Raw genomic sequence first — 21,328 nt, 5'->3', positions numbered from 1 at the left:
CAGAACCGCAGCATCAGTCGAGCTTCAGGCCGGTGAAGCGCACGAGCCCGTCCGGGTACTCGCCGAAGCCGCTGAGCTTCTGCGAATAGGCCCAGAGCAGCTTGCGGTGGAAGAGGTAGACCAGCGGCTTGTCGGTGAGCACCCGGTCGGCGAGGCGCTTCCACGCCGCCTTGCGCTCGCCCGCATCGGTGGTCAGCCGCGAGGCGTTCATGGCGGAATCGGCTTCCGGGTTGCAGTAGCGCGAATAGTTCAGCGGCGTCTTGCAGGCGAGGAAGCTGAAGGTGTTGCCGTCCGGGTCGGGCCGGCCGCTCCAGTTGTAGAGATAGGCCTCGAAGTTGCCCTTGTCGGCCTGGTCGAGGGAGGTGGTGAAGTCGGTGGCCTGGAGCTTCACGTCGAAGCCGGCCTCGCGGGTCATCGCCTGGATCACCTGGCCGACCTGGGGCGCGTCGTTGTTGGCGTAGAGCATCATGGTGATCGAGGGCTTCTCGATCCCGGCCTCCTTCAGGAGCCCCTTGGCCTTGGCGACGTCGCGCTTCGGCACCGGGTACTCGGTGACGTAGTTCGGGTTCTTGGGCGAGACCCACTGGTTCCCGGCCAGGTACTCGCCGTTATAGACCACCTGGGTGATCGCGTTGCGGTCGATCGCCGCCTCGAAGGCGGCGCGCACCCGCGGATCGGCCACCGGCGAGCCCTCGCGGGCGGTGTTGAACACCACGCCCGAGAAGCCGAGCTCGTAGGCCTGGCCGACCTTCAGCTTCGGGTCGCGCTTCACCTGGGCGAGGTCGGTGGGGGCCAGGCGCTCGATCAGGTCGAGCTGGCCGGCCCGGAGGTTCGTCAGGCGCACCGTCGTGTCGGGGATCGGCCGGAACTCGATCCGCTTGATCTGGATCGCGTCCTTGTTCCAGTAATCGTCGAACCGCTCGACCACGATCCGGTCCTGCGGCACCCGCTCGACGAACTTGTAGGGTCCCGCGCAGACCGGCGCGGTCGCGAACTTGTCGCCCAGGCGCTCGGCGGCCTTCGGCGAGACGATCATGCCGGACCGGTCGGTGAACTGCGCCAGCAGGGGCGCGAACGGCGTCTTCAGCGAGATCTTCACGGTCGTATCGTCGACGGCCTCGACCGCGTCGATCGGCGAGATCTCGCCGCGGCGCTGCGAGCCCGGCATCTTCAGGTGGCGCTCGAGGGAATACTTCACGGCCGCCGCGTTCATCGGCTCGCCGTCGTGGAAGCGCACGCCCGGCCGCAGGGTGAGCGTCAGGGTCTTCTGGTCGTCCGACCACGACCACGCGGTGGCGAGCTGCGGCACCGGCTTCAGGTCGGGCCCGATATCGACGAGCTTGTCGCAGAGCGCCGCGAACACCATGCGGCCGGCGAAGGTGCGGGCGAGCGTCGGGTCGAGGGCGTCCGGGTCTTCCATCAGGCCGAAGCGCAGGGTCTGGGCCTGGGCGCTCCCCGCCATCGGGGCGGTGAGGGCGAGGCCCGCGAGCAGGCAGGCGGTGAAGAGACGCGGCATCGCGCTTCCTTCTGCAGGGTTCTTGGGTGGGGGGTCGATCCTCCCCCGGCCGGGACGCACCTACGGGCAGGCAGTATCCGTGCCAGCGGACGCCCCGGGACCCCACCCACGATCGTCGGCCCTACTCTGCGCCCGCTCCGGGGGCCGGCGCAATGCGCGTCATCGTCCTCGTGGCGGCGGCCCGAAGCGTCGCTGCCGACCTTGTCCTGTTCTCCACGCGGCATGCCGGCGTGCCGTCAAGTCCGGGTTCCATGGTATGCTCGTGCCCGCATCGACTTGGCCGAGCACTGCCATGGCCGAGTGCCGGACCGGCCGGGAGTGTGGCTCATGAGGCGGCGTGACCTGATCGCGAGTCTCGGTCCCGCGTCGCTCCTCGCCCTCGTCGGCGGGGAGGCGAGGGGGCAGCCGCGCGGTCGTCCGGCGGCGATCGGGTGCCTGGTCTCCGGCTCGGTCGCGTCGCACGGGTCGTATGTCCGCACGTTCCAGAAGGGCCTCAGGGACCTGGGCTACGCCGAGGGGCGGGACCACGTGCTGCATCTGCGCTGGGGCGAGGGCCGGCTGGAACGCCTCCCCGCGCTCGCCGAGGAGCTCGCCGGGCTCGGGCTCGACGTCGCCGTGACCGCGACGGTGGCCGCGGCCCTGGCGTGCAACCAGGCCATGCCGCAGGTGCCGATCGTCTCGGCGACGATCGTCGACCCGATCGGGTCGGGCCTCGCCCAGAGCCTCGCGCGTCCGGGTGGCAACGTCACCGGCATGTCCCTCGTCAGCTTCGGCACGCTGCTCGGCAAGCAGGTCGCCCTCGCGCGCGAGCTGATCGCGGGGGCGGACTCGTTCGGCATCCTGATCAACGCGCAGAACCCGGCCAGCCGCTTCCAGAAGAACGGCGCGCTGGAGGCCGCGCCCTCGGCCGGCATCAGGCTGCACGCGGTCGAGATCGACCGGCCCGAGGCGATCGCCGCGTCCATGAGGGAGTTCGCGGATCGCGGCTGCGACGTCGTGCTGATCCCGACCGACGCCCTGTTCATCACCGAGCGCGACCGCGTCGCAGCGGCGGCCCTGGCCGCCAGGATGCCGATCATCTCCGGATTCCGCGAGGTGGTGGAGGCCGGCGGGCTGATGAGCTACGGCACCGACATCGCCGAGAACTGGCGCCGCGCCGCCTACTTCGTCGACCGGCTCCTGCGCGGCGCGAGACCGGCCGACCTGCCGATCGAGCAGCCGACGCGCTACGAGCTCGCCCTCAACCTGAGGACGGCCCGGCTCCTCGGCTTGACGCCCCCGACGACGCTGGTCGCGCTCACCGATCAGGTCATCGAGTAGGCGCCCGGCCGCCGCGTGAGGGCCGGGCCCCCGGCGCAGCGTCAGGCCGTGCGCAGGTCGATCCGCGTGCCCGTCTCGCCGTTGAGCAGCCGCCGCAGGTGGAAGCTCGCGAGGTGGTCGTCGGCGGCGAGGCCGACGAGGGACGCGAAGGCCGGCATCGCGGTGGGGTCGCCGGCCGCGAGCTTCTCGAAGGCCTCGATGTAGCGCGCCGTGCCGGGGGCCGCGAAGGCCTCCGCGCCGAGGGGCTCGAAGGTGCGCAGGGCCTCGGTCTTGCCGCGCAGGACGAGGTCCCCGATCGGGCGGCCGAGAAAGCCCTCGGCGCGCTCCGCGACCGCCGCGCTGGCGCAGATCCGCGTGCCGAGCGCCTTGTTGGCGCCCTCGAGCCGCGCCGCCGTGTTGATGGTGTCGCCGTAGGCGGTGTAGTCGAAGAAGCGCCCGCCGCCGAAATTGCCGACGATGGCCGGCCCCGCATGCACGCCGATGCGGGTCGCCCCGAGCGCCACGCCGCGGGCGGCCCATTGCGCGCGGAAGGCTTGCGCCGCCGCGTCGAGGGCGAGCGCGCAGGCCACCGCCCGCGTGGCATGGTCCGGCTGCTCGCCCGGCGCGCCGAACAGGACGTGGATGGCATCGCCCACGATCTTGGCCACCGTGCCCTCGTGCGCGAACACGATTCCCGTCATCTCGGCGAGGTAGCCGTTGAGGAGCTCGGCGAGCAGGGCGGGGTCGAGGTTCTCCACGAGGCCCGTGAAGCCGGCGATGTCGGTGAAGACCGAGGCGACGTCCCGGCGGTGGCCGCCCTCGGCCAGGGACGAGGCGTCGGCCGCCAGCCGCTCGGCGAGGTTGGGGGAGAAGTAGCGCGACAGGCTGGCATGCGCCCGCTCGGCCGCGGCCTGCCGCCGCCGCGCCTCGCGCAGCGCGCGCACGTGCAGCACGGTCCGGTCGACGGTGGTCTCGAAGTCGGAAAAGTCGATCGGCTTGGTCAGGAAGTCGAAGGCGCCGCGGTTCATCGCGGTGCGGATGTTGGTCATGTCGCCATAGGCCGAGACGATCACGGTCGAGACCTTCTCGTCCGCCTCCTGGAGCCTGGCCAGGAGGGTCAGCCCGTCCATGCGCGGCATGTTGATGTCGGAGACGACGAGGTCGACGTCGGGATGCTCGGCGAGCAGGGCCAGCGCCTCCAGGCCGTCGCGGGCGAACAGGAAGGCGACGGTCCCGTCGCGGATGCGGCGGCGGAACTTCTGCAGGACCAGGGCCTCGAGGTCGGGCTCGTCGTCGACGACCAGGACCTTCGTGGGCGGGATCCCGCCGCGCGCGGTCTCGCCGCTGGTGATCCCGCTGCTCATGCGGCCCGACCAGACTCGGCCAGGCGCCGCTCGACCTCCTCCCGCAGGGCCGCAAAGTCGATCGGCTTGGTGAGCAGGCCCGCCGCGCCGCACTCCGTCGCCCGCCGGCGCGTCTCGGCATCGCCGTAGGCGGTGATCATGATGACCGGCACCTCGGGCCGGGCGCTGCGCACGTGCGGCAGCAATTCGAGGCCGGTCATGCCCGGCATGTTGATGTCCGAGAGGATCAGGATGAGGGTCTCCTCGCCCGGGACGCGCAGGCGCGCCAGCGCCTCGTCGGCGGAGTGGGCGAAGGCCAGCGCGAAGCGGCCGGCGCGCAGGTCGCGCCGGAACTGCTGCCGGAAGAGGTCGGCGACGTCGGGCTCGTCGTCGACGACGAGGATCAGGACGCTCATGCGGTGCTCCTCGGTTGGGCGGGTCCGCCGCGGGGCAGGACGATGCGGAAGGCCGTGAAGGCGCCCGGCTCGGTCTCGACCTCGATCGTGCCGCCGTGCTGCTTCACCACGATGTCGTGGCTGAGCGACAGGCCGAGCCCGGTGCCCTCGCCGGCGGGCTTCGTCGTGAAGAAGGGGTTGAAGATCTTCGCCCTGACGGCATCGGGGATGCCCGTCCCGTTGTCGCGGATCAGGATCTCGACCCGGTCGCCGCGGTCGCGGGTCGCCGTCAGCAGATTCGGCTCGTAGCCGGCCTCGGCGCCTTGCGCCTTGCGGGTCATCACCGCGTGGAAGCCGTTCGAGATCAGGTTGAGCAGCACCCGCGTGATCTCCTGGGGGTAGAGGTCGGCGCTCCCCGCCGCGGGATCGAGGTCCCGCGACAGCGTCACGGTGAAGCCCGGCTTCTCCGCGCGGGCCCCGTGATAGGCGAGGTTCAGGCTCTCCTCCACCAGCGCGTTGACATCCGCCGGCCGGCGCTCGCCCGAGCCCTCGCGGGAATGCAGGAGCATGTTCCGGACGATGGAATCGGCGCGCTTGCCGTGCTGGACCACCTTCTCGAGGTTGCCGCGCAACAGCCCGGTCAGCTCGTCGACCTCGTCGCGGATGGGGGCCTCGAGGCTGGCAGGAGCCAGGACCTCGTTGAGCTCGTCGATCAGCTCCGCCGACAGGGCCGCGAAGTTGTTCACGAAGTTGAGCGGGTTCTTGATCTCGTGGGCGATGCCGGCGGTGAGCTGGCCGAGCGAGGCGAGCTTCTCGGACTGGACGAGACGGTCCTGGGCGGCGCGCAGGTCGTCGAGGGAGGCCTGCAGCTCGCGCGACTTCGCCTCGACCTCGCTGAACAGGCGGGCATTGGCGATGGCGATGACCGCCTGGTCGGCGAAGGTCTTGGCGACCGCGATCTGGCCGGGCGCGAAGGCGCCCGGCGCGTTCCGGGCGAGGCTGAGGACGCCGATCACGGCGCCTTCCCGCACGAGGGGCACGTTGAGCGTCGCCCGGTAGCCGCCGATGCGGTGCAGCTCGGCCGCGCTCGTGAGTTCCGGGTCGGCGAGGATGTCGGGCACGTGGTCGATCTCGCCCGTGACCGCCGCGCGGCTGCTCGGCACGTCGCGCGTGAGGGGCTGGGGATGGGCGCGCTTGTAGGCCACCCATTCCGGCCGGTTGACGGTCGAGGCTTCGAGGTGGAGGCAGCCCTCGCGCAGCAGGTAGAGGGCCGAGGTCTCGATGCGGCAGAGCCGCGTCGCCGATTGCAGCAGCGTGTTCAGGATCGCCGGCAGGTCGAAGGCCGAGCGGCTGATCGTCTGGAGGACCTCGCTCGTCGCGGTCTGCTGCTCCAGGGCGTCGGTCAGGTCGCGGGTGCGCGCCTGCACCTCCTCGAACAGCCGGGCGTTCTCGATCGCGATCATCGCCTGGTCGGCGAAGGTCTGCGCCAGCGCGATCTGGCGCGGCGTGAACGGGCGGCAGGCGAGGCGCATCAGCACGAGCACGCCCTCGACCGAGCCCTGCCGCAGGAGCGGGACGCCGAGCAGGGTGCGCGTGTCGCTCAGTGCCGTCTCGCCCGGGGGCGGCGCGTAGTCGGGGTCGAGCCGCTTGTCGGGCACGTGCTCGATGCGGCCCGACCGGGCGACGCGCGCCGCGATGGTCGTCCGGTCGCCGGCCCGCCGCGGGTGGGCGCGCAGCTGGTCGAGGAATTCGGGGCTCGCCCCGAAGGTGGCGCGCGGGTGGAACAGGTCGCCCTCGCGCAGGAACAGGATGCCCTGGTCCGCCGCGCAGAGCTGGCAGGACGAGGTCGCCAGCGTGCCGAGGACCGCCTCGAGGTCGAAGGCCGAGCGGCTGATCGTCTGGAGGACCTGCGCGGTGGCGGTCTGCTGCTCCAGGCTCTCGTTCAGGTCGCGCGTGCGCTCCTCCACCTTCGCCTCGAGGGTCGCGTGGCTCTCCTGGAGCCGGTTCGCCATGACGTTGAAGCGGTCGGCCAGCGTCTCGATCTCGTCGCCGGTGCGGATCGCGAGGCGCTGCGAGAGGTCGCCGCCGCCGAGCCGCTCGGCGCCCTCCTGCAGGCGGCGGATCGGCACCACCATCCGGCGCGCCAGGAAGGTGCCGGCCACGGTGGCGAGCAGGAGGCCGAGGCCGAGGAGCATGAGCGATCGGGTGAGCGCCGCGTAGACCGGGGCCATCGCCTCGCCGAGGGGCGACTGGACGAACACGATCCAGCCGACGCGGGCGATCCGCGCATGCGCCGTCAGCACCTCGCGCCCCTGCATGTCGGCGACGATCTCGGAGGTCAGGCCGTCGGCCGGCGTCCCCCGGGCGGCCAGCGCCCGGCGCACCTGCGGCAGCCCCGAGAGGTCGGTGTCGCGCAGCACCAGGCTGAGGTCGGGATGGGCGATCAGCCGGCCGGTGTCGGTCACCACGAAGGCGTAGCCCTGGTCGCCGATCCGGATCGCCGAGATCACGTCCCAGACGAGCTTGAGGTTGACCTCCGCGACGGTGACGCCGGGGTTGCGGCCCGCATGGGCGACCGCGACGGTCATGTAGGGCTCCGAGCCGCGCCGGAAGGTGACGGGCCCGAGCCAGAGGCCGTCCGCCACCGCCCGCACGAAGCGCGGATCCCCCGAGAGGTCGCGCCCGCTCCCGACCGCGTCCGGCTCAAGCCGGGACACCTTGAGCTGCTCGCGGCCGGCCGGATCGATGTAGAGCGCCTCCGTGATGGCGGGCGCCTGCCGCAGCAGCCGGATGAAGTCGTAGCGCTGCTGCTCGGCCGGCACGCGGCGCCATTCCGCCCGGGTGGTCCAGCCGATCTGGCCCTCGATCTCCGACACGAAGCCGTCGATCCGCTCCGCGGCGCTCCGGGCCTTCTCCTGCTGCACCCGCACCGCGTTGCGCTTCGCCTCGTCGTAGTTGAGGAGGAGGTTCACGGCGCCGTTGACGAGGAGCACCACGGTCACGAGCCCGACGAGGGCGATCGCGAGCTTGACGGCGAGCGGGATCCGGCGCGCGGCCCGGGCCGGCTCGCGCGACGCGGCGGCGGCGGCGAGGGGCGCCGTGGCCGCGCCGCTCATTCGACGACCTCGTCGGCCCGGGCGAGCAGCGTCGGCGGAACGGCCAGACCGATCGCGGTCGCGACCTTGAGGTTGATCGCGAAGGTGAAGCGGGTCGGCTGCTCGAAGGGCAGGTCTGCGGGCGCCTCGCCGTTGACGATCCGGTCGATCATCCCGGCGACGCGGTCGAAGGCCTCGGTCTCGTCCGAGCCGTAGGCCATCAGCCCGCCCTCGCGGACGAAGGAGCGCTGCTCGTAGATGGCCGGGATCCGGCGGGCCAGGGCGTCGTCGAAGATGCGCTTGCGGTTGAGGTTGGTGAGCGCGTCCGTGACCATCAGGATCGCCTCGGGCCGGGTCTCGTCCATGCCCCGGAAGGCGGTCGCGAAGTCGTCCGGCTCGCGCACGCCGAGGGCCTGGACGCTGAGGCCGAGGCGCCCGGCCGTCGCCTCGGTGACCCGGTAGCGCAGCGACATGCCGAGGTCGTCGGCGTTGTAGAGGATCGCGAAGCGGCGCAGGCCCGGGCGGATGTCGCGCAAGAGCTCGAGGCGCTTGGCCGAGAGGTCGACGTCGTTGTCGGAGATGCCCGTCACGGTGCCGCCCGGGCGCGCGAGGCTGGCGACGAGCCCGGTCGCGACCGGATCGCCGGCGCCGACCGCCACCACGGTCGGCACGCCGGTCCGCTTCGCCGCCAGCGCCGCCGGAAAGCCGACCGTCACGATGGCGTCGACCTTCTCCGCCGCGAGGTCGCGCGCCAGGGCCGGGAGCCGGTCCACCCGTCCCTCGGCGGCGCGGGCGACCAGGGTCAGGTTGCGGCCAAGGACGTAGCCGCGGGTCTCGAGCGCGCGCACGAGCAGGCCGCCCCGCGGGGTCGCCGGCCCTTCGAGGCCGATCGGCGTGAGGAGCCCGACCCGGCCGTTCTGCGGGGCCAGCTGGGCCCGGGCCCGGGACGGACGGGCGAGGACGGCCGTCACGCTGGCCAAGAGGAGGTCGCCGCGCCGCATGCGGTCACCGCGCCTGCCGGGCGCCGCGGCGGCGATCGAGGGCGCCGGCCATTCCTGCGTGGGGCGCGGTCTCTCCCGGGACACAGTCGACGCTCGCCGAACAGCGCCGCCTCGTGCGGCCGGTCTCGATTGTACCGTGGCCGAGCTTCCGCCGCTACTGCGTCGGGTGCGATCCCGGGCGGACGGGAGCATGGCGGGACGCGGCTCCTCCCGAGTGTCACGGTCGAGGGACCTTGCCGTGGCCTGCGGGACGACGCGCAGCCGGCCGCGGTCCCGACGACCGTCGTTCCCCGCCGGACCGATGCCGCGCAGGGCCGCCAGGGCGACACCATGGCCACCCTCGCGACGCCGTGGCTGCCCCGCGAAGACTTATGCCGTCTGGGCAATCGTTGCTTCGCGGCGGTCGAGGTGCGAATCTTTTCGGGACGCATCACGGCGACCGGACTGACCCAGCATGAACGAGGAGGCTCCGAGCCCGGCGTGCCGGCGCAGCCGGCCGGCGGCGGTGCGGGTGCGTCCCGGACGGCCGGTCGCGGCCGCCGCGCGAGGCGGGGGGATCGACCGGCGCTGGTTCCTGTCGTGTCTCGGGGTCGCCCTCGCGCGACCCCGCGGGGCGGCCGCGGAAACGGCTGCCCCGCCGTCCGTCGGTCTCCTGTGCAGCGAGTCGCCGGACCTCTGGAAGGCGCGCATCGAGGCGTTCCGGGCGGGCCTTGCGGAGGCCGGCTACACCGAGGGACGCAACGTGCGGTTCTCCTACCGCTGGGCGTACGGCATGAACGACCGCCTCGCCGGGATGGCCGAGGACCTCGTGCGGGAGGGCGTCTCGGTGATCGTGGTCCTCGGCAACACGACCTCGGCGCGGGCCGCCCAGCGCGCGACGGCGCAGATCCCGATCGTCGTCCGGGCGGCGGTCGATCCGGTGAGCATCGGGCTCGTCGCGAGCGCGAGCCGGCCCGGCGGAAACCTGACCGGCTGGACGACGCTCGGCTCCCAGATCGCGCCCAAGCAGCTCGAGCTCCTGAGGGAGATCGTCTCGCCGGGGGCGACGATCGGGATCCTGGTCAACCCGACAAACCCGCTCCTGGCCGACCGGCAGGCCAGGGACATCCCCGAGGCCGCCCGCGCCCTCGGCTTCGCGCCCATGACGGTGACGGCGAGCGCCGACGCCGATGTCGCCCCCGCCTTCGCGCGCCTCGCGGCGGCCGGCGCCAAGGGTTTGATCATCGGGGCCGACACCTTCTTCAACAGCCGGAACGAGCTGATCGCCGCCAGGGCGCGCGATGCCGGGCTCGCGGCGGTCTCGGCCTACCGGGACTTCGCGTTGGCGGGCGGCCTCCTGAGCTACGGCGGCAGCGTCGTCGAGGCGTCGCGCGGGGTCGGCGCCTATGTCGGGCGCATCCTCGGCGGCGAGAGGCCCGGCGACCTGCCGATCCAGCAGATCAAGAAGCTCGACCTCGTCGTCAATCTCAGGACCGCCCAGCACCTCGGCGTCAAGATCCCGCTGCCGGTCCTTGCCCGCGCGGACGAGATCCTGGAGTGAGACGGGATCCTGGAGCGAGATGCTTTCCGGAGCGGCCGTTCCGGACCGCGTCTCAACTCACGACCTTCAGGAGCGGGCGCGACCGCACCCGGTCGAGGGCATCGCGCAAAGCGTGGCTGTCATAGGGCTTCCTCAGGATCACGAACCCTTCGGCCGCCGCCGCTTGCGCGACGTCGCTGTAGCCGGTCGCAAGCAGGACCGCGATCCGTCCGGCATGCTCGTTGCGCACGTGACGGGCGAGATCCAGGCCGTTCTGGGGGCCGGGCATCACGATGTCGGTGAGCACGATCGCGATGTCGCTGGAGGCTCTCAGAATCTCCATCGCGGTCTCGACCGATTGGGATTTGAGGACGCCGTATCCGAAATCCTCCAGATAGGACCTGGCGATCTCGGCCACCTCGGCATTGTCGTCGACCAGCAGGATCCGGCCCAGGCTCTGGCGGGGCGGAACCGGCTCTGCGGCGGGATGGCTGGCCGGTGCGCTCCGGACCGGCTCCGAGGTTCGCGGCAGGTAGAGGGTCACGGTGGCCCCTCTGCCCGGCTGGCTCGCGACCGTCGCGGTGCCGCCGGACTGCGTCGCGAAGCCGTAGACCTGGGAGAGGCCGAGGCCCGTTCCCTTGCCCTGCGGCTTGGTGGTGAAGAACGGCTCGAAGACGCGCGCCAGCACGTCGGGCGGGATGCCGCTCCCCGTGTCGGTGAGGCTCAGCGCCACGAACTCGCCCGTGAGCCCGACCGTGCTGTCGTCGACGAGCGCGACGTTCTGGCCGGCGATGGTGAGCGTCCCGCCCTCCGGCATCGCGTCGCGCGCGTTCACCGCGAGGTTGAGGATCGCGAGCTCGAGTTCGTTGAGGTCGACCTTGACCGGCCAGAGGTCGGGCGCGAGGGACAGCGCGATGGCGATGTCGCCCCGCAGGCTCGACCGCAGCACGTCCTGGAACAGCGGCAGGCGCTGGGCGAGGTCGATCGGCACGGGCGCGTGGGTCTGGCGGCGGGAGAACGACAGCAATTGCCGCGTCAGGCTGGCCCCGCGCTTCGCCGCCGTCTCGATCGCGTCGAGGGCGCGGCGCTGGCGGTCATCCGCGGCCGGATAGCGCTTCAGGCGCTCGACATTGCCGGTGACGACCATCAGGAGGTTGTTGAAGTCGTGGGCGACGCCGCCCGTGAGCTGGCCCACCGCCTCGAGGCGCTGCGCCTGCTTGAGGGCGGCCTCGACGACCTCGCGCCGGGCCACCTCGGCCTGGAAGCGCTGGGTCCGGCGCAGGGCGTGGACCGAGAGGGCGCAGAGCGCGAGCGTCGCCGGCAGCCCGAAGGCCAGGGTGCCGAGGAGCGTGTCGCGCAGCTCCCGCGCCATCGCGGCGGTCTCGATCCCCGCCTGGACGTAGACCGGGTAGCCCGGGATGTGCCGGTAGCCGATGCGCCGCTCGATGCCGTCGACCTGCGACGTTGCCGTGAAGACGCCGCTCTCCGGCTCCCGCGCGATGGCCTGCCGGAAGTCGCTGCGCGCGTCGAGCCGCTCGGGCCGGTCCATGACCGCCGGGAAACGGGCCAGGAAGGTCCCGTCGCTGCGGATCAGCCCGAACGAGTCGGCCACCCCGCGGGCGAGGCGGGCATAGAACTCGCGGAGGCGCTCCGGCAGCACGCTGATCGCCACGACGCCGTTGAAGCCCCCGTCCGGCCGCTCCGGCCGCCGGGCGCTCATGACGAAGAAGCGGAAATCGCCGACCCTCGCCTGGACGACGTCGCCGATGACAGTTCCGGCATCGTGCGCCACCTGCGCGCGGAAGTAGTCCCGGTCCGAGTTGTCGAGGCTGACCGGCACCGGCATGACCGTGCTGGAGACGAGCGGATGTCCGGCCGCGTCGAAGGCCCAGATCGCCTGGATCTGCGGCAGGGCCGCCTGCGTCCGGCCGAGACGCCGGGAGAGCTGCGCCTCGTTCTCCCGGATGGCCGCATCGTCGAACCCGCGCAGCACCTCGTTGGCCTCGGCGAGCGTCCGCTCCACCGTCTGGAGCGCCTTCAGGCTGTGCTCCTGAAGGATGTCGAGCGCACGCTCGATGCGCTCGAGCGACGTCCGCTCGATCGCGCGACCCGTCGACCAGGCCGTAAAACCGAAGGCGAGCGCCGGCCCGATGATGCTGAGGGCCGCGATCAGGCGCAGCGGCCACAGGACATTAGGCTGCACGAGACGCACCGACATGCTGCTTTCCGAAACGACCTACCCGGCTCGACCCCTCGGCGCGGCCTTCAACGCGCTCGCGCATACCCGGTTCCAGTATTTTCGCCGCGTCCTCTCCGGTGTCCGGAGGACGCGACGCGAGACGGCCTGCCCGCGGCACGGATGGGCCGCTTGTGCTTGCGGACGAATGTCCGGGCGGCAGGACATGCGCGACGAGCGCGTGGAACGGCGACCGGACTTTCCCGGCCGCCGCCCCGCGCGTCACTCGGCCGGTGCGGCCTTGGTCGCCGCGCTCTCCAGGTCGCGGCTGACCTTCAGGGTCATCGCCACGATGCCGCCCGCGAGGGTGCAGGCGCCCAGGACGAGGAGCCCCGCCGTGAAGCTGCCCGTCAGGTCCTTGAGGTAGCCCATCACGTAGGGCCCCGCGAAGCCCGACAGGTTGCCGATCGAGTTGATCGCCGCGATCCCGGCGGCGGCCGAGCTGCCGGTCAGGAAGGCGCTCGGGATCGGCCACAGCAGCGGCGGCGTCGCCGACACGCCGATCTGGCTCAGGCAGAGCAGCCCGAGCACCAGGACCGGGCTCGAGACCAGCCCCGCGCCGGCGACCCCGACCGCCGCGATGATCATCGCGAAGCACACGTGCTCGCGGCGCTTCAGCGTGCGGTCGGAGCTGCGGCCGAGGAGGACCATCCCGACCGCGCCGAACACGAAGGGCAGCGCGGAGAGCAGGCCGGTCTGGAAGTTGCTGACCCCGAAGCCCTTGACGATGGTGGGCAGGAAGAACGCGACGCCGTAGCTCGCCGCGTTCAGGCAGAAATACACGAACGAGCAGGCCAGAACCCGCGGATCGGAGAGCGCCTTGCCGATGCTCATGTGCTCGACGGCGGTCTTCTGCTTGCGCTCGGCCTCCAGGCGCGCCTCGAGCCACGCCTTCTCGTCGTCGCGCAGCCAGGTGGCCAGGCTCGGCCGGTCGGTGAGGTAGGCGACCACGACGACCGCCATCACGATCGACGGCAGGGCCTCGAGGATGAACAGCCACTGCCAGCCGTCGAGCCCGGCGCCGGTGATGTTCAGGAGGGCGCCGGAGACCGGCGCGCCGACGATCGACGAGAACGGGATCGCCAGCATGAACAGGGCGACGACGCGGGCGCGGTAGACCGACGGGAACCACAGCGTCAGGTAGAAGATGATGCCCGGAAAGAAGCCCGCCTCGGCGATGCCGAGCAGGAAGCGCAGGATGTAGAACACCCACTCGCTCGAGACGCCGGTCGCCCGCGAGATCGGAGCGATGAAGGCGAACAGGCCCGAGATGAGGCCCCAGCTGAACATGATGCGGGCGATCCAGAGCCGCGCACCGAACTTGTCGAGCGCCAGGTTCGACGGCACTTCGAGCAGGAAGTAGGCGATGAAGAACAGCCCGGCGCCGAAGCCGTAGGCGGCTTCCGACAGCCCGAGCGCCGCGTTCATCTGCAGCTTGGCGAAGCCGACATTGACCCGGTCGAGGTAAGCAACGAAGTAGCAAACGACCAGAAACGGCATCAGCCGCCACATGACCTTGCGGATGGTCCTGGTTTCGATCTCTTCCACGGTAAGTTTCCTGCCCTTGGGTTATGCTTGTCAGAGCTGCAGCACGCGACGCTCTCTAGCAGAGAGCCCTTAGCAGGGACATGGGCGATGAGGGGAGTCCGAAGCCGGACCGGACCCACAGGCGGCGAGATCGCCCGTCTTCGGGCCGGATCGCAGCGCCTCCTCGAGGGCGAGGCGCTGCAGGGATCCCGGGATGCCGATCGCGGGCGCCAGGACACGGGCTCCAGGACACGGGCGCCACGACACGGGGCGCACGACGGGGGCGATGGTCGTCCTCCGCCCCTGCCCCGTGCAGAAGCCGGCGCGCGCAACCCGAGAAGGCCCGCCCGGCGATCGGGCGGATCAGGCGTCATGTCGGATCGGTGGCGGCCTCTCCGCTGTCGCGTGCCGGCGCTGCGGCGACAGGTCCCGCCCGCGCCCGATCAACTGGCGAGTTTCTGTCCCTGCCGCCGGCTGACCTCGTAGGCCTGCAGGTCCAGCGCCAGGGTGACGACCTGCTCCGACGTCAGGCGCATGGGGTCCAGCGGACCCCCGAACCCGTGCTGAAGGTAGACCTCCTGCACCTCGGGCGTGCGCATCGCCCCGCCCATCGTCCAGTTCGGGAACAGCCGGCCCGGAACATCTCGCACGTTCAGAATCGTTGCCGCCGCGTGGCGGGTGTCCCGCGCGATCCGATCATAGGTCCTCGTCACCTGGCCGCGCTCGCCCTCCAGGATCTGCACGAACCACGTCTTGTCGAAAATCAGGAAGCCGGTGATCCCGTCGCGGCTGTTGTTGCGCTGAGACACGGAAAGGATCTCGCGCATGTTGATCAGCATGGCGCGGTCGCCGCCCGGTACTGTGTTGCGGCTGTAGTAGACGAGTTGGTGAAGCATCGTGTCCGTGCCTTGCCGATTCGGCGATGATACGCGAAGGCGGGATCTCATCAGGGGTGCCGTGCCGGGCTGACGAATACGCCATAGGAGTACCTTGGTCGCGGCGTGCTAAGAATTCCTGAATAGGCTCGCGTGGGGTCCGGGTGCCGGCACCGGCCGCACGAGGAAAGGGTTGATGATCTCTGAATTGCGGCCCCACCGCCGCTTCCGCCTCGCTCCCGGCCCCCTGCGCCGGAACCGTGATGCCAGGCTCCCTCGCCGGCACGGGGGCGGTCGGGCGCCCTGGCGCCGTCGCGACCGCGCGGAACAGCGCCGTGTCGAGGGTGTTCGATCATGCCGCCCGCGGCCGGCATGAGGAGCGCGTGCCCGGCGAGGGACCGGGTCGCGCACCGGTCCCGTCCACTCCGCCATGGACGAGGCCGGATCCACAGTCCCGTCGGTGTTCCTCGCCCGGGAGCCGCGGACGCCTGACCCGGCCCGATCCCGTCCGGGCGTAAACATTTACGAAACAGAACGATAAGTCACAAACAATCAATTTTACCTAAGTTCCGCAGGCCGGTACGAGATCTCGCGCCATCCGCAAGATCCCGAGGAGATCCTCGTGCCCATCCACGACCTGCCGCTGCTCGCGCCCGCGGCACTGCTCGCCTGCGCCGCATTCTGCTTCTCGCATCCCGGGCGTCGCCCGGGGCACGTCCTCCCGCTCGCGGAGGCGGCGGCGCTCGCGGGTCTCGCCGTCGCCGCCGTCTCCCTGGTCGCGCTCGTGGCGACCGGACCGGGGACGGGCCCGCTCCTCGGGCTCCACGGGATCGGCCTCTCGGTCCGGCTGGACGCGGTGAGCGTCACCATGCTCCTGCTGGTCGCGTTCATCGGCTGGGTCGTGGTGCGCTACGCTGCCCGCTACCTCGACGGCGAGGAGCGCCAGGGCGCCTTCACCGGCTGGCTCTGCCTCACGCTCGCCGCGGTGCTGCTGCTCGTCACGGCCGGCACCCTCGCCCAGCTCGTCGCGGCCTGGATCGCCACCAGCCTGTTCCTGCACCGCCTGCTGCTCTTCTACCCCGAGCGGCCGGGCGCGCGGCGGGCGGCGCGCAAGAAGTTCATCGCCGCGCGTCTCGGCGACGCGGCCCTGGTCGCCGGGGTGCTGCTGCTGGCCACGGCCTACGGCACCGGCGACATCGGCCTGATCCTGTCGGCGGCCCGCGCGGGGGAGGGCGGCGGGCTCGCCGTCACGGCCGCCGGCCTCGTCGCGCTCGCCGCCCTGCTCAAATCGGCGCAGTTTCCCGCGCATGGGTGGCTGACCGAGGTCATGGAGACGCCGACCCCGGTCTCGGCGCTGCTCCACGCCGGCATCGTCAATGCGGGCGGGTTCCTGCTGATCCGCTTCGCGGACGTGCTTCTCCTGGCGCCCGGCGTGCTCGCGATCCTGGTGATGGTCGGCGGCTTCACGGCCCTGCTCGGCGGCCTCGTGATGCTGACCCAGCCATCGGTGAAGACCTCGCTGGCGTGGTCGACCGTCGCCCAGATGGGCTTCATGACCCTCGAGTGCGGGCTCGCCCTGTTCCCGCTCGCGCTGCTGCACATCGTGGCGCACTCGCTCTACAAGGCCCATGCCTTCCTGGCGGCGGGCGGCGCCGTCGAGGCGGTCGCGGCGATCCGCCGGCCGGGGCCGGTGGCCGTCCCGGGCCTGGGCGCCGTCGCACGCGCCGTCGTGGCGGCCCTCCTGATCTTCGTCGTCGTCGGCCTCGGCTTCGGGCTCGCGCACAAGTCGCCCCAGGCCCTCGCGCTCGGCGCCATCCTGATCCTCGGCGTCGCCTACATGCTCGCGCAGGGCTTCGCCGATGCCGCGCCCCGGGCGCTGACCTGGCGCACCGCCGCCTACGCGGTCGCCGCCTCGGTCGGCTACTTCGCCCTGCAACTGCTCGCGATCCGCCTCACCGCGGGCGTGCTGCCGCCGGCGCCCGCCCCGGGGCCGCTCGAATGGGCGCTGATCGTGCTCGCCCTCCTCAGCTTCGGCCTCGTCGCGGTCCTGCAGGCGATGTTCCCGCTCTGGGCCCACCACCCCGCCGCCGCCGGCCTGCGGGTGCACCTCGCCAACGGGCTCTACGCCAACGCCGCCCTCGACCGGCTGATCGGCGGCTGGTCGGCCCGCCACGCCGCCTGACCCTCTCGGAGATGCCACGATGATCGAGATCGTCCACTCCCTCCCGGCCCCGCACGACACCGTCAGGGCCGCGGCCGACGCGGCGGGCCGCCTGATCCCGCCCCTGTGGCCGCTCGCCTCGAGCGTCGCCGTCAATCCCTTCCTCGGGCATGCCGGCGAGCCGCTCTGGGTCGCCGGGGCGCGCCTCGCCCGGGCGGGCGGCGCGGCGGTGACGATGCCCCGCCGCTGGTACCGCGACAGGGTCGCCTCCGGGCTCATCGCCGACGAGGACCTCCTGGAGGCCCTGGCGCAGGCCCCTGCGGCCTTGCGCCCGGCCGGCCTCGACGTGCTGAAGGCGGCGATGCAGGCGGAGGCCCGCCCCGCCCCGGTCCTGCCGACCCTCGCCTCGCTCTGCGCCGACCTGTCCGGGATCGACTGGCCGGGCCTGATCGCCGACCGGATCACCGCCTGGGCGGCCGGTCACTTCGACGAGGGGCAGGCCCTGTGGGCGCCGCCATCCGGCAGGAGCGCGTTCGCCCTCTGGCGGGACTGGGCCGTCCACGACCTCACGCCGGAGATCGCCGGCCTGAGCGGCTTCGCCCGGCACGTCGCGGAGGTGCCCGACGGGACGCTGCCGGCGCTCGCCCGCGCGGTCGCGCGGCTCGGCCTCGGCCCGGACGCCCTGGAGAGCTACTTCCACCAGGCGCTCCTGTCCCTCGGCGGCTGGGCTCAGGTCGCCCGCTACCGGCTCTGGCAGGCGGAGCTCGCCGGGACGTCCGACGGGACGCTGCGGGACATGCTCGCCATCCGGACGATCTTCGACGAGGCCCTGCTCGCCCGCTACGGAGACGCGGTCGCCGGACGCTGGGCGGCGGTCGCCACGGCGCACGCGACCCCGGCCGCGCCGACGCCCGACCTCGTCCTCGACGCCATCCTGCAGGAGGCCGCCGAGCGCGCAGGCCAGCGCGCGCTCGCCGCGACGCTCGCCGGAACCTCGCCGGAAGGAGGGACCGGCCGCCCGGTCCTGCAGGCGGCGTTCTGCATCGACGTCAGGTCCGAGGTCTTCCGCCGGGCCCTCGAATCCCTCGATCCCGGCATCCGCACGCTCGGCTTCGCGGGCTTCTTCGGCTTGGGTCTCGCGCACCGGCGTTTCGCCTCCGACGTCGCGGAGCAGCGCCTGCCGGTCCTTCTCAAGCCGGCGCTGCACACCTGCGCGGGCAGCCACGAGGTCGCGCAAGCGGACCGGTCCGCCCGGGTCGCGGCCCGCGCGGGCCGGGCCTGGGGCCGCTTCCGGCAGGCGGCCGTGTCCTCCTTCGCCTTCGTGGAGGCGGCGGGGCCCCTCTCCCTCGGCAAGCTCCTCGGCGCGTCGCTCGGCCTCGGCAGGGCGGCGCCCGACGATCCCGCACCGCGCCTCGATCCGGCGCTCGATCCCGCCGCACGGGTCGCGAGCGCCGCCGGCATCCTGCGCGCGATGTCGCTGACGGCGGGGTTCGCCCCCGTCGTGCTGCTCGCCGGGCACGGCGCGACCACCGTCAACAACCCTCACGCCAGCGCCCTGCATTGCGGCGCCTGCGGCGGATACTCGGGCGAGGTGAACGCGCGCCTGCTGGCGCAGCTCCTCAATGACCCGCAGGTGCGGACGGGCCTCGCGGCGCAGGGCATCGCCGTGCCGCCCGACACCGTGTTCCTCGCCGCCCTCCACGACACGACGACGGACGAGGTCAGGCTCTATGCCGACGATCTCCCGGGGATGCTGCGCCCGCAGGATCTGGAGCGGATCCGGGGCTGGCTCGCGGCCGCCGGCACCATCGCCCGCGGCGAGCGCGCGCTGCGCCTGCCGGGTGCGGCCGATGGCAGCCGCGTCCCCCGCCGCAGCCGCGACTGGGCCGAGACCCGCCCCGAATGGGGGCTGGCCGGCTGCAGCGCCTTCATCGCCGCGCCGCGCCGCCGCACGGCGGGAAAGCCCCTCGCCGGGCGCGCCTTCCTGCACGAATACGACTGGCGGCAGGACCAGGGCTTCGGCGTGCTGGAGCTGATCCTCACCGCGCCGGTGGTCGTGGCGAGCTGGATCAGCCTGCAATATTACGGCTCGACCGTCGCGCCAGACCTGTTCGGCAGCGGCAACAAGCTCCTGCACAACGTCACGGGCGGCATCGGGGTGCTGGAGGGCAATGGCGGCCCGCTGCGGGCCGGCCTGCCCCGCCAGTCGGTCCACGACGGCGAGGCCTATGCCCATGAGCCGCTGCGGCTGTCGGTCTGCATCGAGGCGCCGCGGGAGGCGATCACGGACGTGCTGAGGTGCCACGCGGAGGTGCGGGCGCTGTTCGACCATCGCTGGCTGCACCTGTTCGCGCTCGACCAGGACGGCCGGATCGCGTGGCGCTACGCCGGTGACCTGCGGTGGACCGGCACCGCACGACCGGGCGGCGTCGCACCCGAGGTGCCGCTGCGGGCGGCCGTGTGAGAGCCGTCGCGGCGGCATCGGCGAGCCGGAACCCGGGCGGGCAGGGCTCGCCTCACCCGGCGGCCGGGGCTGTCCGCGCCGGCACGCTCGCCGCGATCAGGTCCTGCAGCACCGGATTCGGGAAACGTCGGGTCTGGACGATGGCGTAGAAGCGCTCGGTGACATCCGGGATGCGGCAATGCTCGACCAGCACGCCGGCTTGCAACTCGTCCTGCACGACGATCGGGGGCACCACCGCGACGCCCTCGCCCTCCCGCGCCAGCAGGCGGAGCATGGCCATGTCGTCGACCTCGGCCTGGATGACCGGGTGGATGCCCGCCAGCGACAGCACGCGGTCGAGGGCGACGCGGATCTCGCTGTCGAGGCTGGGCAACGTCACCGGCACGGTCCGGAGGGCATCCGGAAAGCGGATCGGCTCCCGGTCCGGCGCGGGTCGTCCGACGAGGCTGACGGGCTGCTCGGCGATGAGGTGGCAGTGCAGGTCCGTTCCCGCATCCCGGCGGACGGCGGTGGTGGCGAGGACCACGTCGAGGCCATGCATCTCGAGGTGAGACAAGAGTTCGCGCATCGTGCCCGAGCGCACCACCAGCTCGACGTCCGGGCGTCCGATCACCGGGCGCAGGAATTCGAGCTGGAAGTTGCGGGAGAGGGTCGTCAGGGCTCCGACGCGCAGCACGTGCTGGGCGGCGCGAGGGCGCCCCTGCAGGACCTTGATCAGCTCGTCGCCGGTCTCGAAGACGGTGTCGGCGTAGTCCAGCGCGATCCGGCCCGCCTCGGTGAGGGTGAGCTTCTTGCCGCGCCGTTCGAACAGGTCGTGGCCGAGCTGCTGCTCCAGCTTCTGCAACTGCACCGAGAGGGCGGATTGCGACAGGTTGAGGACGTCCGCGGCCCGGGTGAGGCTGCCCTCGTGCGCGATGCGGTGGAACAGGCGCAGGTGATGGTAGTTCAAGGCCGCCATGCCGCATATCTACGGGAGCGAACGATGTCTCGCAATCTTTGAATTTGCCTGCGAGCCGCGCGTTCTCTAGCGTGATCTCGGGTAGGCGGAAGTCGCGCCATGCATAGCCGGGATATGACGCAGCATCCGTTCGCTGCGCAGAGATCGTCGCCGCTCTTTGCGGGCCGACACTCGGCGTCCTAAGCGGCCTCTCCTTTCACGGCAACCTGCGCCGACCTTGGCAGCGGCGATTTGATCGCGGCGCCGCGGCAGGCTGCGCGCCCGTCCCCGTGTCCAGATCCGACGAGGCGGGTCTCTCCGTGTCCTGAAATCGGCCGAGCAACCATGCGATCGGATTGGGGTCAGACAGCCATGCTCACGACGCTCGATCCCGGCCCTGTTCCAATGTCGGCAGCGGTGCGCAGGGCGCCGAGCATCCTGGACCTGCTTCTGCAGGGCGACCTCCTGGACGGCGATATCGACGCGGCGGTCGATGCCTACCTGGCCGACCCGACGGCAGAGTCGTACGCGCTCCACGCGCTGTACCGGATCGATTTCGCCGAGATCGCCGCCGCGATGCGTGTCTCCGCGCGCTGCGCCCGCGATGCCGGCGGGCGCGACGGCAGGCAGGCCCTGATGTGCGCCCTCCTGCTCCACCGCCCGCGTCTCCTGCAACTGCCGGTCGCAGCACCGCCCGGCTGAGCGATCCCGTCCTGCGCGGTGAGACCCGCCCGGTCTGTCCCGCTGAAGCTTCCCGTCGATCCCTCCTCTTCCCCCCAATGAGGTCCGCCCCATGAAGGAGATCCTTGCCCTGCTGGACCACCGGCGGGACCACGCACGGTGCGGAGGCGGCGAAGCCCGCGTCGCCGCCCAGCACCGCAAGGGCAAGCTCACGGCGCGCGAGCGCATCGAGCTCCTCCTCGACTCGGGGTCGTTCGAGGAGTTCGACATGTTCGTCCA

The 21,328-nt window shown here is 72.1% G+C and carries 15 protein-coding genes; 6 read left to right on the top strand and 9 right to left on the bottom strand.

Features of this window, described 5'->3' with window-relative positions:
* Positions 1–13: 13 nt before the first annotated feature.
* Positions 14–1,516, bottom strand: a complete 1,503-nt coding sequence (locus EU555_RS19405) for an ABC transporter substrate-binding protein (RefSeq protein ID WP_135416876.1) — start codon at positions 1,514–1,516, stop codon at positions 14–16.
* A gap of 327 nt (positions 1,517–1,843) precedes the next feature.
* Between EU555_RS19405 and EU555_RS19400 the strand changes: the two genes are divergently transcribed.
* Positions 1,844–2,836 carry an ABC transporter substrate-binding protein gene (locus EU555_RS19400; RefSeq protein ID WP_135416875.1) on the top strand — a complete coding sequence of 331 codons (993 nt, stop codon included), beginning with the start codon at positions 1,844–1,846 and terminating at the stop codon, positions 2,834–2,836.
* Between the two features lie 41 nt (positions 2,837–2,877).
* On the opposite strand, the gene EU555_RS19395 is transcribed toward EU555_RS19400, so the two are convergent.
* From EU555_RS19395 to EU555_RS19380, 4 genes are read right to left on the bottom strand one after another with little or no spacing between them, the layout of a single operon-like run.
* Positions 2,878–4,179 (bottom strand): adenylate/guanylate cyclase domain-containing protein, encoded by a 1,302-nt coding sequence (locus tag EU555_RS19395; RefSeq protein WP_135416874.1) that lies wholly within the window; start codon positions 4,177–4,179, stop codon positions 2,878–2,880.
* Positions 4,176–4,574, bottom strand: coding sequence for a response regulator (locus tag EU555_RS19390; protein ID WP_135416873.1), 399 nt, complete (start codon positions 4,572–4,574; stop codon positions 4,176–4,178). Before EU555_RS19390 ends, EU555_RS19395 begins: the two co-directional genes overlap by 4 nt.
* The gene (locus tag EU555_RS19385) at positions 4,571–7,669 is read right to left on the bottom strand and encodes a GAF domain-containing protein (protein ID WP_135416872.1); all 3,099 of its coding nucleotides are present in this window, start codon (positions 7,667–7,669) and stop codon (positions 4,571–4,573) included. The genes EU555_RS19390 and EU555_RS19385 overlap by 4 nt, the downstream gene beginning before the upstream one ends.
* The gene (locus tag EU555_RS19380) at positions 7,666–8,649 is read right to left on the bottom strand and encodes an ABC transporter substrate-binding protein (RefSeq protein WP_167858612.1); all 984 of its coding nucleotides are present in this window, start codon (positions 8,647–8,649) and stop codon (positions 7,666–7,668) included. Before EU555_RS19380 ends, EU555_RS19385 begins: the two co-directional genes overlap by 4 nt.
* Before the next feature lie 454 nt (positions 8,650–9,103).
* Between EU555_RS19380 and EU555_RS19375 the strand changes: the two genes are divergently transcribed.
* Positions 9,104–10,189 (top strand): ABC transporter substrate-binding protein, encoded by a 1,086-nt coding sequence (locus EU555_RS19375; RefSeq protein WP_245524386.1) that lies wholly within the window; start codon positions 9,104–9,106, stop codon positions 10,187–10,189.
* A 52-nt stretch (positions 10,190–10,241) separates the two neighbouring features.
* Here the strand turns inward: EU555_RS19375 and EU555_RS19370 are convergent, their stop codons facing one another.
* The 3 genes from EU555_RS19370 to EU555_RS19360 all read right to left on the bottom strand — a co-directional run bounded on the left by EU555_RS19370 (position 10,242) and on the right by EU555_RS19360 (position 14,827).
* Positions 10,242–12,386, bottom strand: a complete 2,145-nt coding sequence (locus EU555_RS19370) for an ATP-binding protein (RefSeq protein ID WP_135416870.1) — start codon at positions 12,384–12,386, stop codon at positions 10,242–10,244.
* Between the two features lie 240 nt (positions 12,387–12,626).
* Positions 12,627–13,952 (bottom strand): MFS transporter, encoded by a 1,326-nt coding sequence (locus tag EU555_RS19365; RefSeq protein ID WP_135416869.1) that lies wholly within the window; start codon positions 13,950–13,952, stop codon positions 12,627–12,629.
* 422 nt (positions 13,953–14,374) lie between these two features.
* On the bottom strand, positions 14,375–14,827 hold the full coding sequence (locus EU555_RS19360; protein WP_135416868.1) for a BLUF domain-containing protein: 453 nt from the start codon (positions 14,825–14,827) through the stop codon (positions 14,375–14,377).
* A gap of 601 nt (positions 14,828–15,428) precedes the next feature.
* Here EU555_RS19360 and EU555_RS19355 point away from each other — a divergent pair.
* A complete protein-coding gene (locus EU555_RS19355) occupies positions 15,429–16,988 on the top strand; it encodes an NADH-quinone oxidoreductase subunit L (RefSeq protein WP_135416867.1) in 1,560 nt (519 codons plus the stop codon).
* A gap of 19 nt (positions 16,989–17,007) precedes the next feature.
* Positions 17,008–19,431, top strand: a complete 2,424-nt coding sequence (locus EU555_RS19350) for a YbcC family protein (RefSeq protein ID WP_135416866.1) — start codon at positions 17,008–17,010, stop codon at positions 19,429–19,431.
* Between the two features lie 52 nt (positions 19,432–19,483).
* On the opposite strand, the gene EU555_RS19345 is transcribed toward EU555_RS19350, so the two are convergent.
* Positions 19,484–20,389: a LysR family transcriptional regulator gene (locus EU555_RS19345; RefSeq protein WP_135416865.1), complete on the bottom strand. Its 906-nt coding sequence runs from the start codon at positions 20,387–20,389 to the stop codon at positions 19,484–19,486.
* Between the two features lie 351 nt (positions 20,390–20,740).
* Here EU555_RS19345 and EU555_RS19340 point away from each other — a divergent pair, with 351 nt between their 5' ends.
* Positions 20,741–21,070, top strand: coding sequence for a hypothetical protein (locus tag EU555_RS19340; RefSeq protein WP_135416864.1), 330 nt, complete (start codon positions 20,741–20,743; stop codon positions 21,068–21,070).
* A 91-nt stretch (positions 21,071–21,161) separates the two neighbouring features.
* Positions 21,162–21,328: carboxyl transferase domain-containing protein (locus tag EU555_RS19335; RefSeq protein WP_281041295.1), on the top strand; the 167-nt coding region annotated here is incomplete at its 3' end.

It is taken from the genome of Methylobacterium nonmethylotrophicum (genome assembly GCF_004745635.1).
GTDB lineage: Bacteria > Pseudomonadota > Alphaproteobacteria > Rhizobiales > Beijerinckiaceae > Methylobacterium > Methylobacterium nonmethylotrophicum.
This window is presented reverse-complemented; position numbering and strand designations above follow the sequence as displayed.

What these genes read in the sequence shown, in the direction of transcription:
- EU555_RS19405 (WP_135416876.1), bottom strand. Translation starts at nt 1,516, where the DNA reads ATGCCGCGTCTCTTCACCGCCTGCCTGCTCGCGGGCCTCGCCCTCACC.
- EU555_RS19400 (WP_135416875.1), top strand. Translation starts at nt 1,844, where the DNA reads ATGAGGCGGCGTGACCTGATCGCGAGTCTCGGTCCCGCGTCGCTCCTC.
- EU555_RS19395 (WP_135416874.1), bottom strand. Translation starts at nt 4,179, where the DNA reads ATGAGCAGCGGGATCACCAGCGGCGAGACCGCGCGCGGCGGGATCCCG.
- EU555_RS19390 (WP_135416873.1), bottom strand. Translation starts at nt 4,574, where the DNA reads ATGAGCGTCCTGATCCTCGTCGTCGACGACGAGCCCGACGTCGCCGAC.
- EU555_RS19385 (WP_135416872.1), bottom strand. Translation starts at nt 7,669, where the DNA reads ATGAGCGGCGCGGCCACGGCGCCCCTCGCCGCCGCCGCCGCGTCGCGC.
- EU555_RS19380 (WP_167858612.1), bottom strand. Translation starts at nt 8,649, where the DNA reads ATGCGGCGCGGCGACCTCCTCTTGGCCAGCGTGACGGCCGTCCTCGCC.
- EU555_RS19375 (WP_245524386.1), top strand. Translation starts at nt 9,104, where the DNA reads ATGAACGAGGAGGCTCCGAGCCCGGCGTGCCGGCGCAGCCGGCCGGCG.
- EU555_RS19370 (WP_135416870.1), bottom strand. Translation starts at nt 12,386, where the DNA reads ATGTCGGTGCGTCTCGTGCAGCCTAATGTCCTGTGGCCGCTGCGCCTG.
- EU555_RS19360 (WP_135416868.1), bottom strand. Translation starts at nt 14,827, where the DNA reads ATGCTTCACCAACTCGTCTACTACAGCCGCAACACAGTACCGGGCGGC.
- EU555_RS19350 (WP_135416866.1), top strand. Translation starts at nt 17,008, where the DNA reads ATGATCGAGATCGTCCACTCCCTCCCGGCCCCGCACGACACCGTCAGG.
- EU555_RS19345 (WP_135416865.1), bottom strand. Translation starts at nt 20,389, where the DNA reads ATGGCGGCCTTGAACTACCATCACCTGCGCCTGTTCCACCGCATCGCG.
- EU555_RS19340 (WP_135416864.1), top strand. Translation starts at nt 20,741, where the DNA reads ATGCTCACGACGCTCGATCCCGGCCCTGTTCCAATGTCGGCAGCGGTG.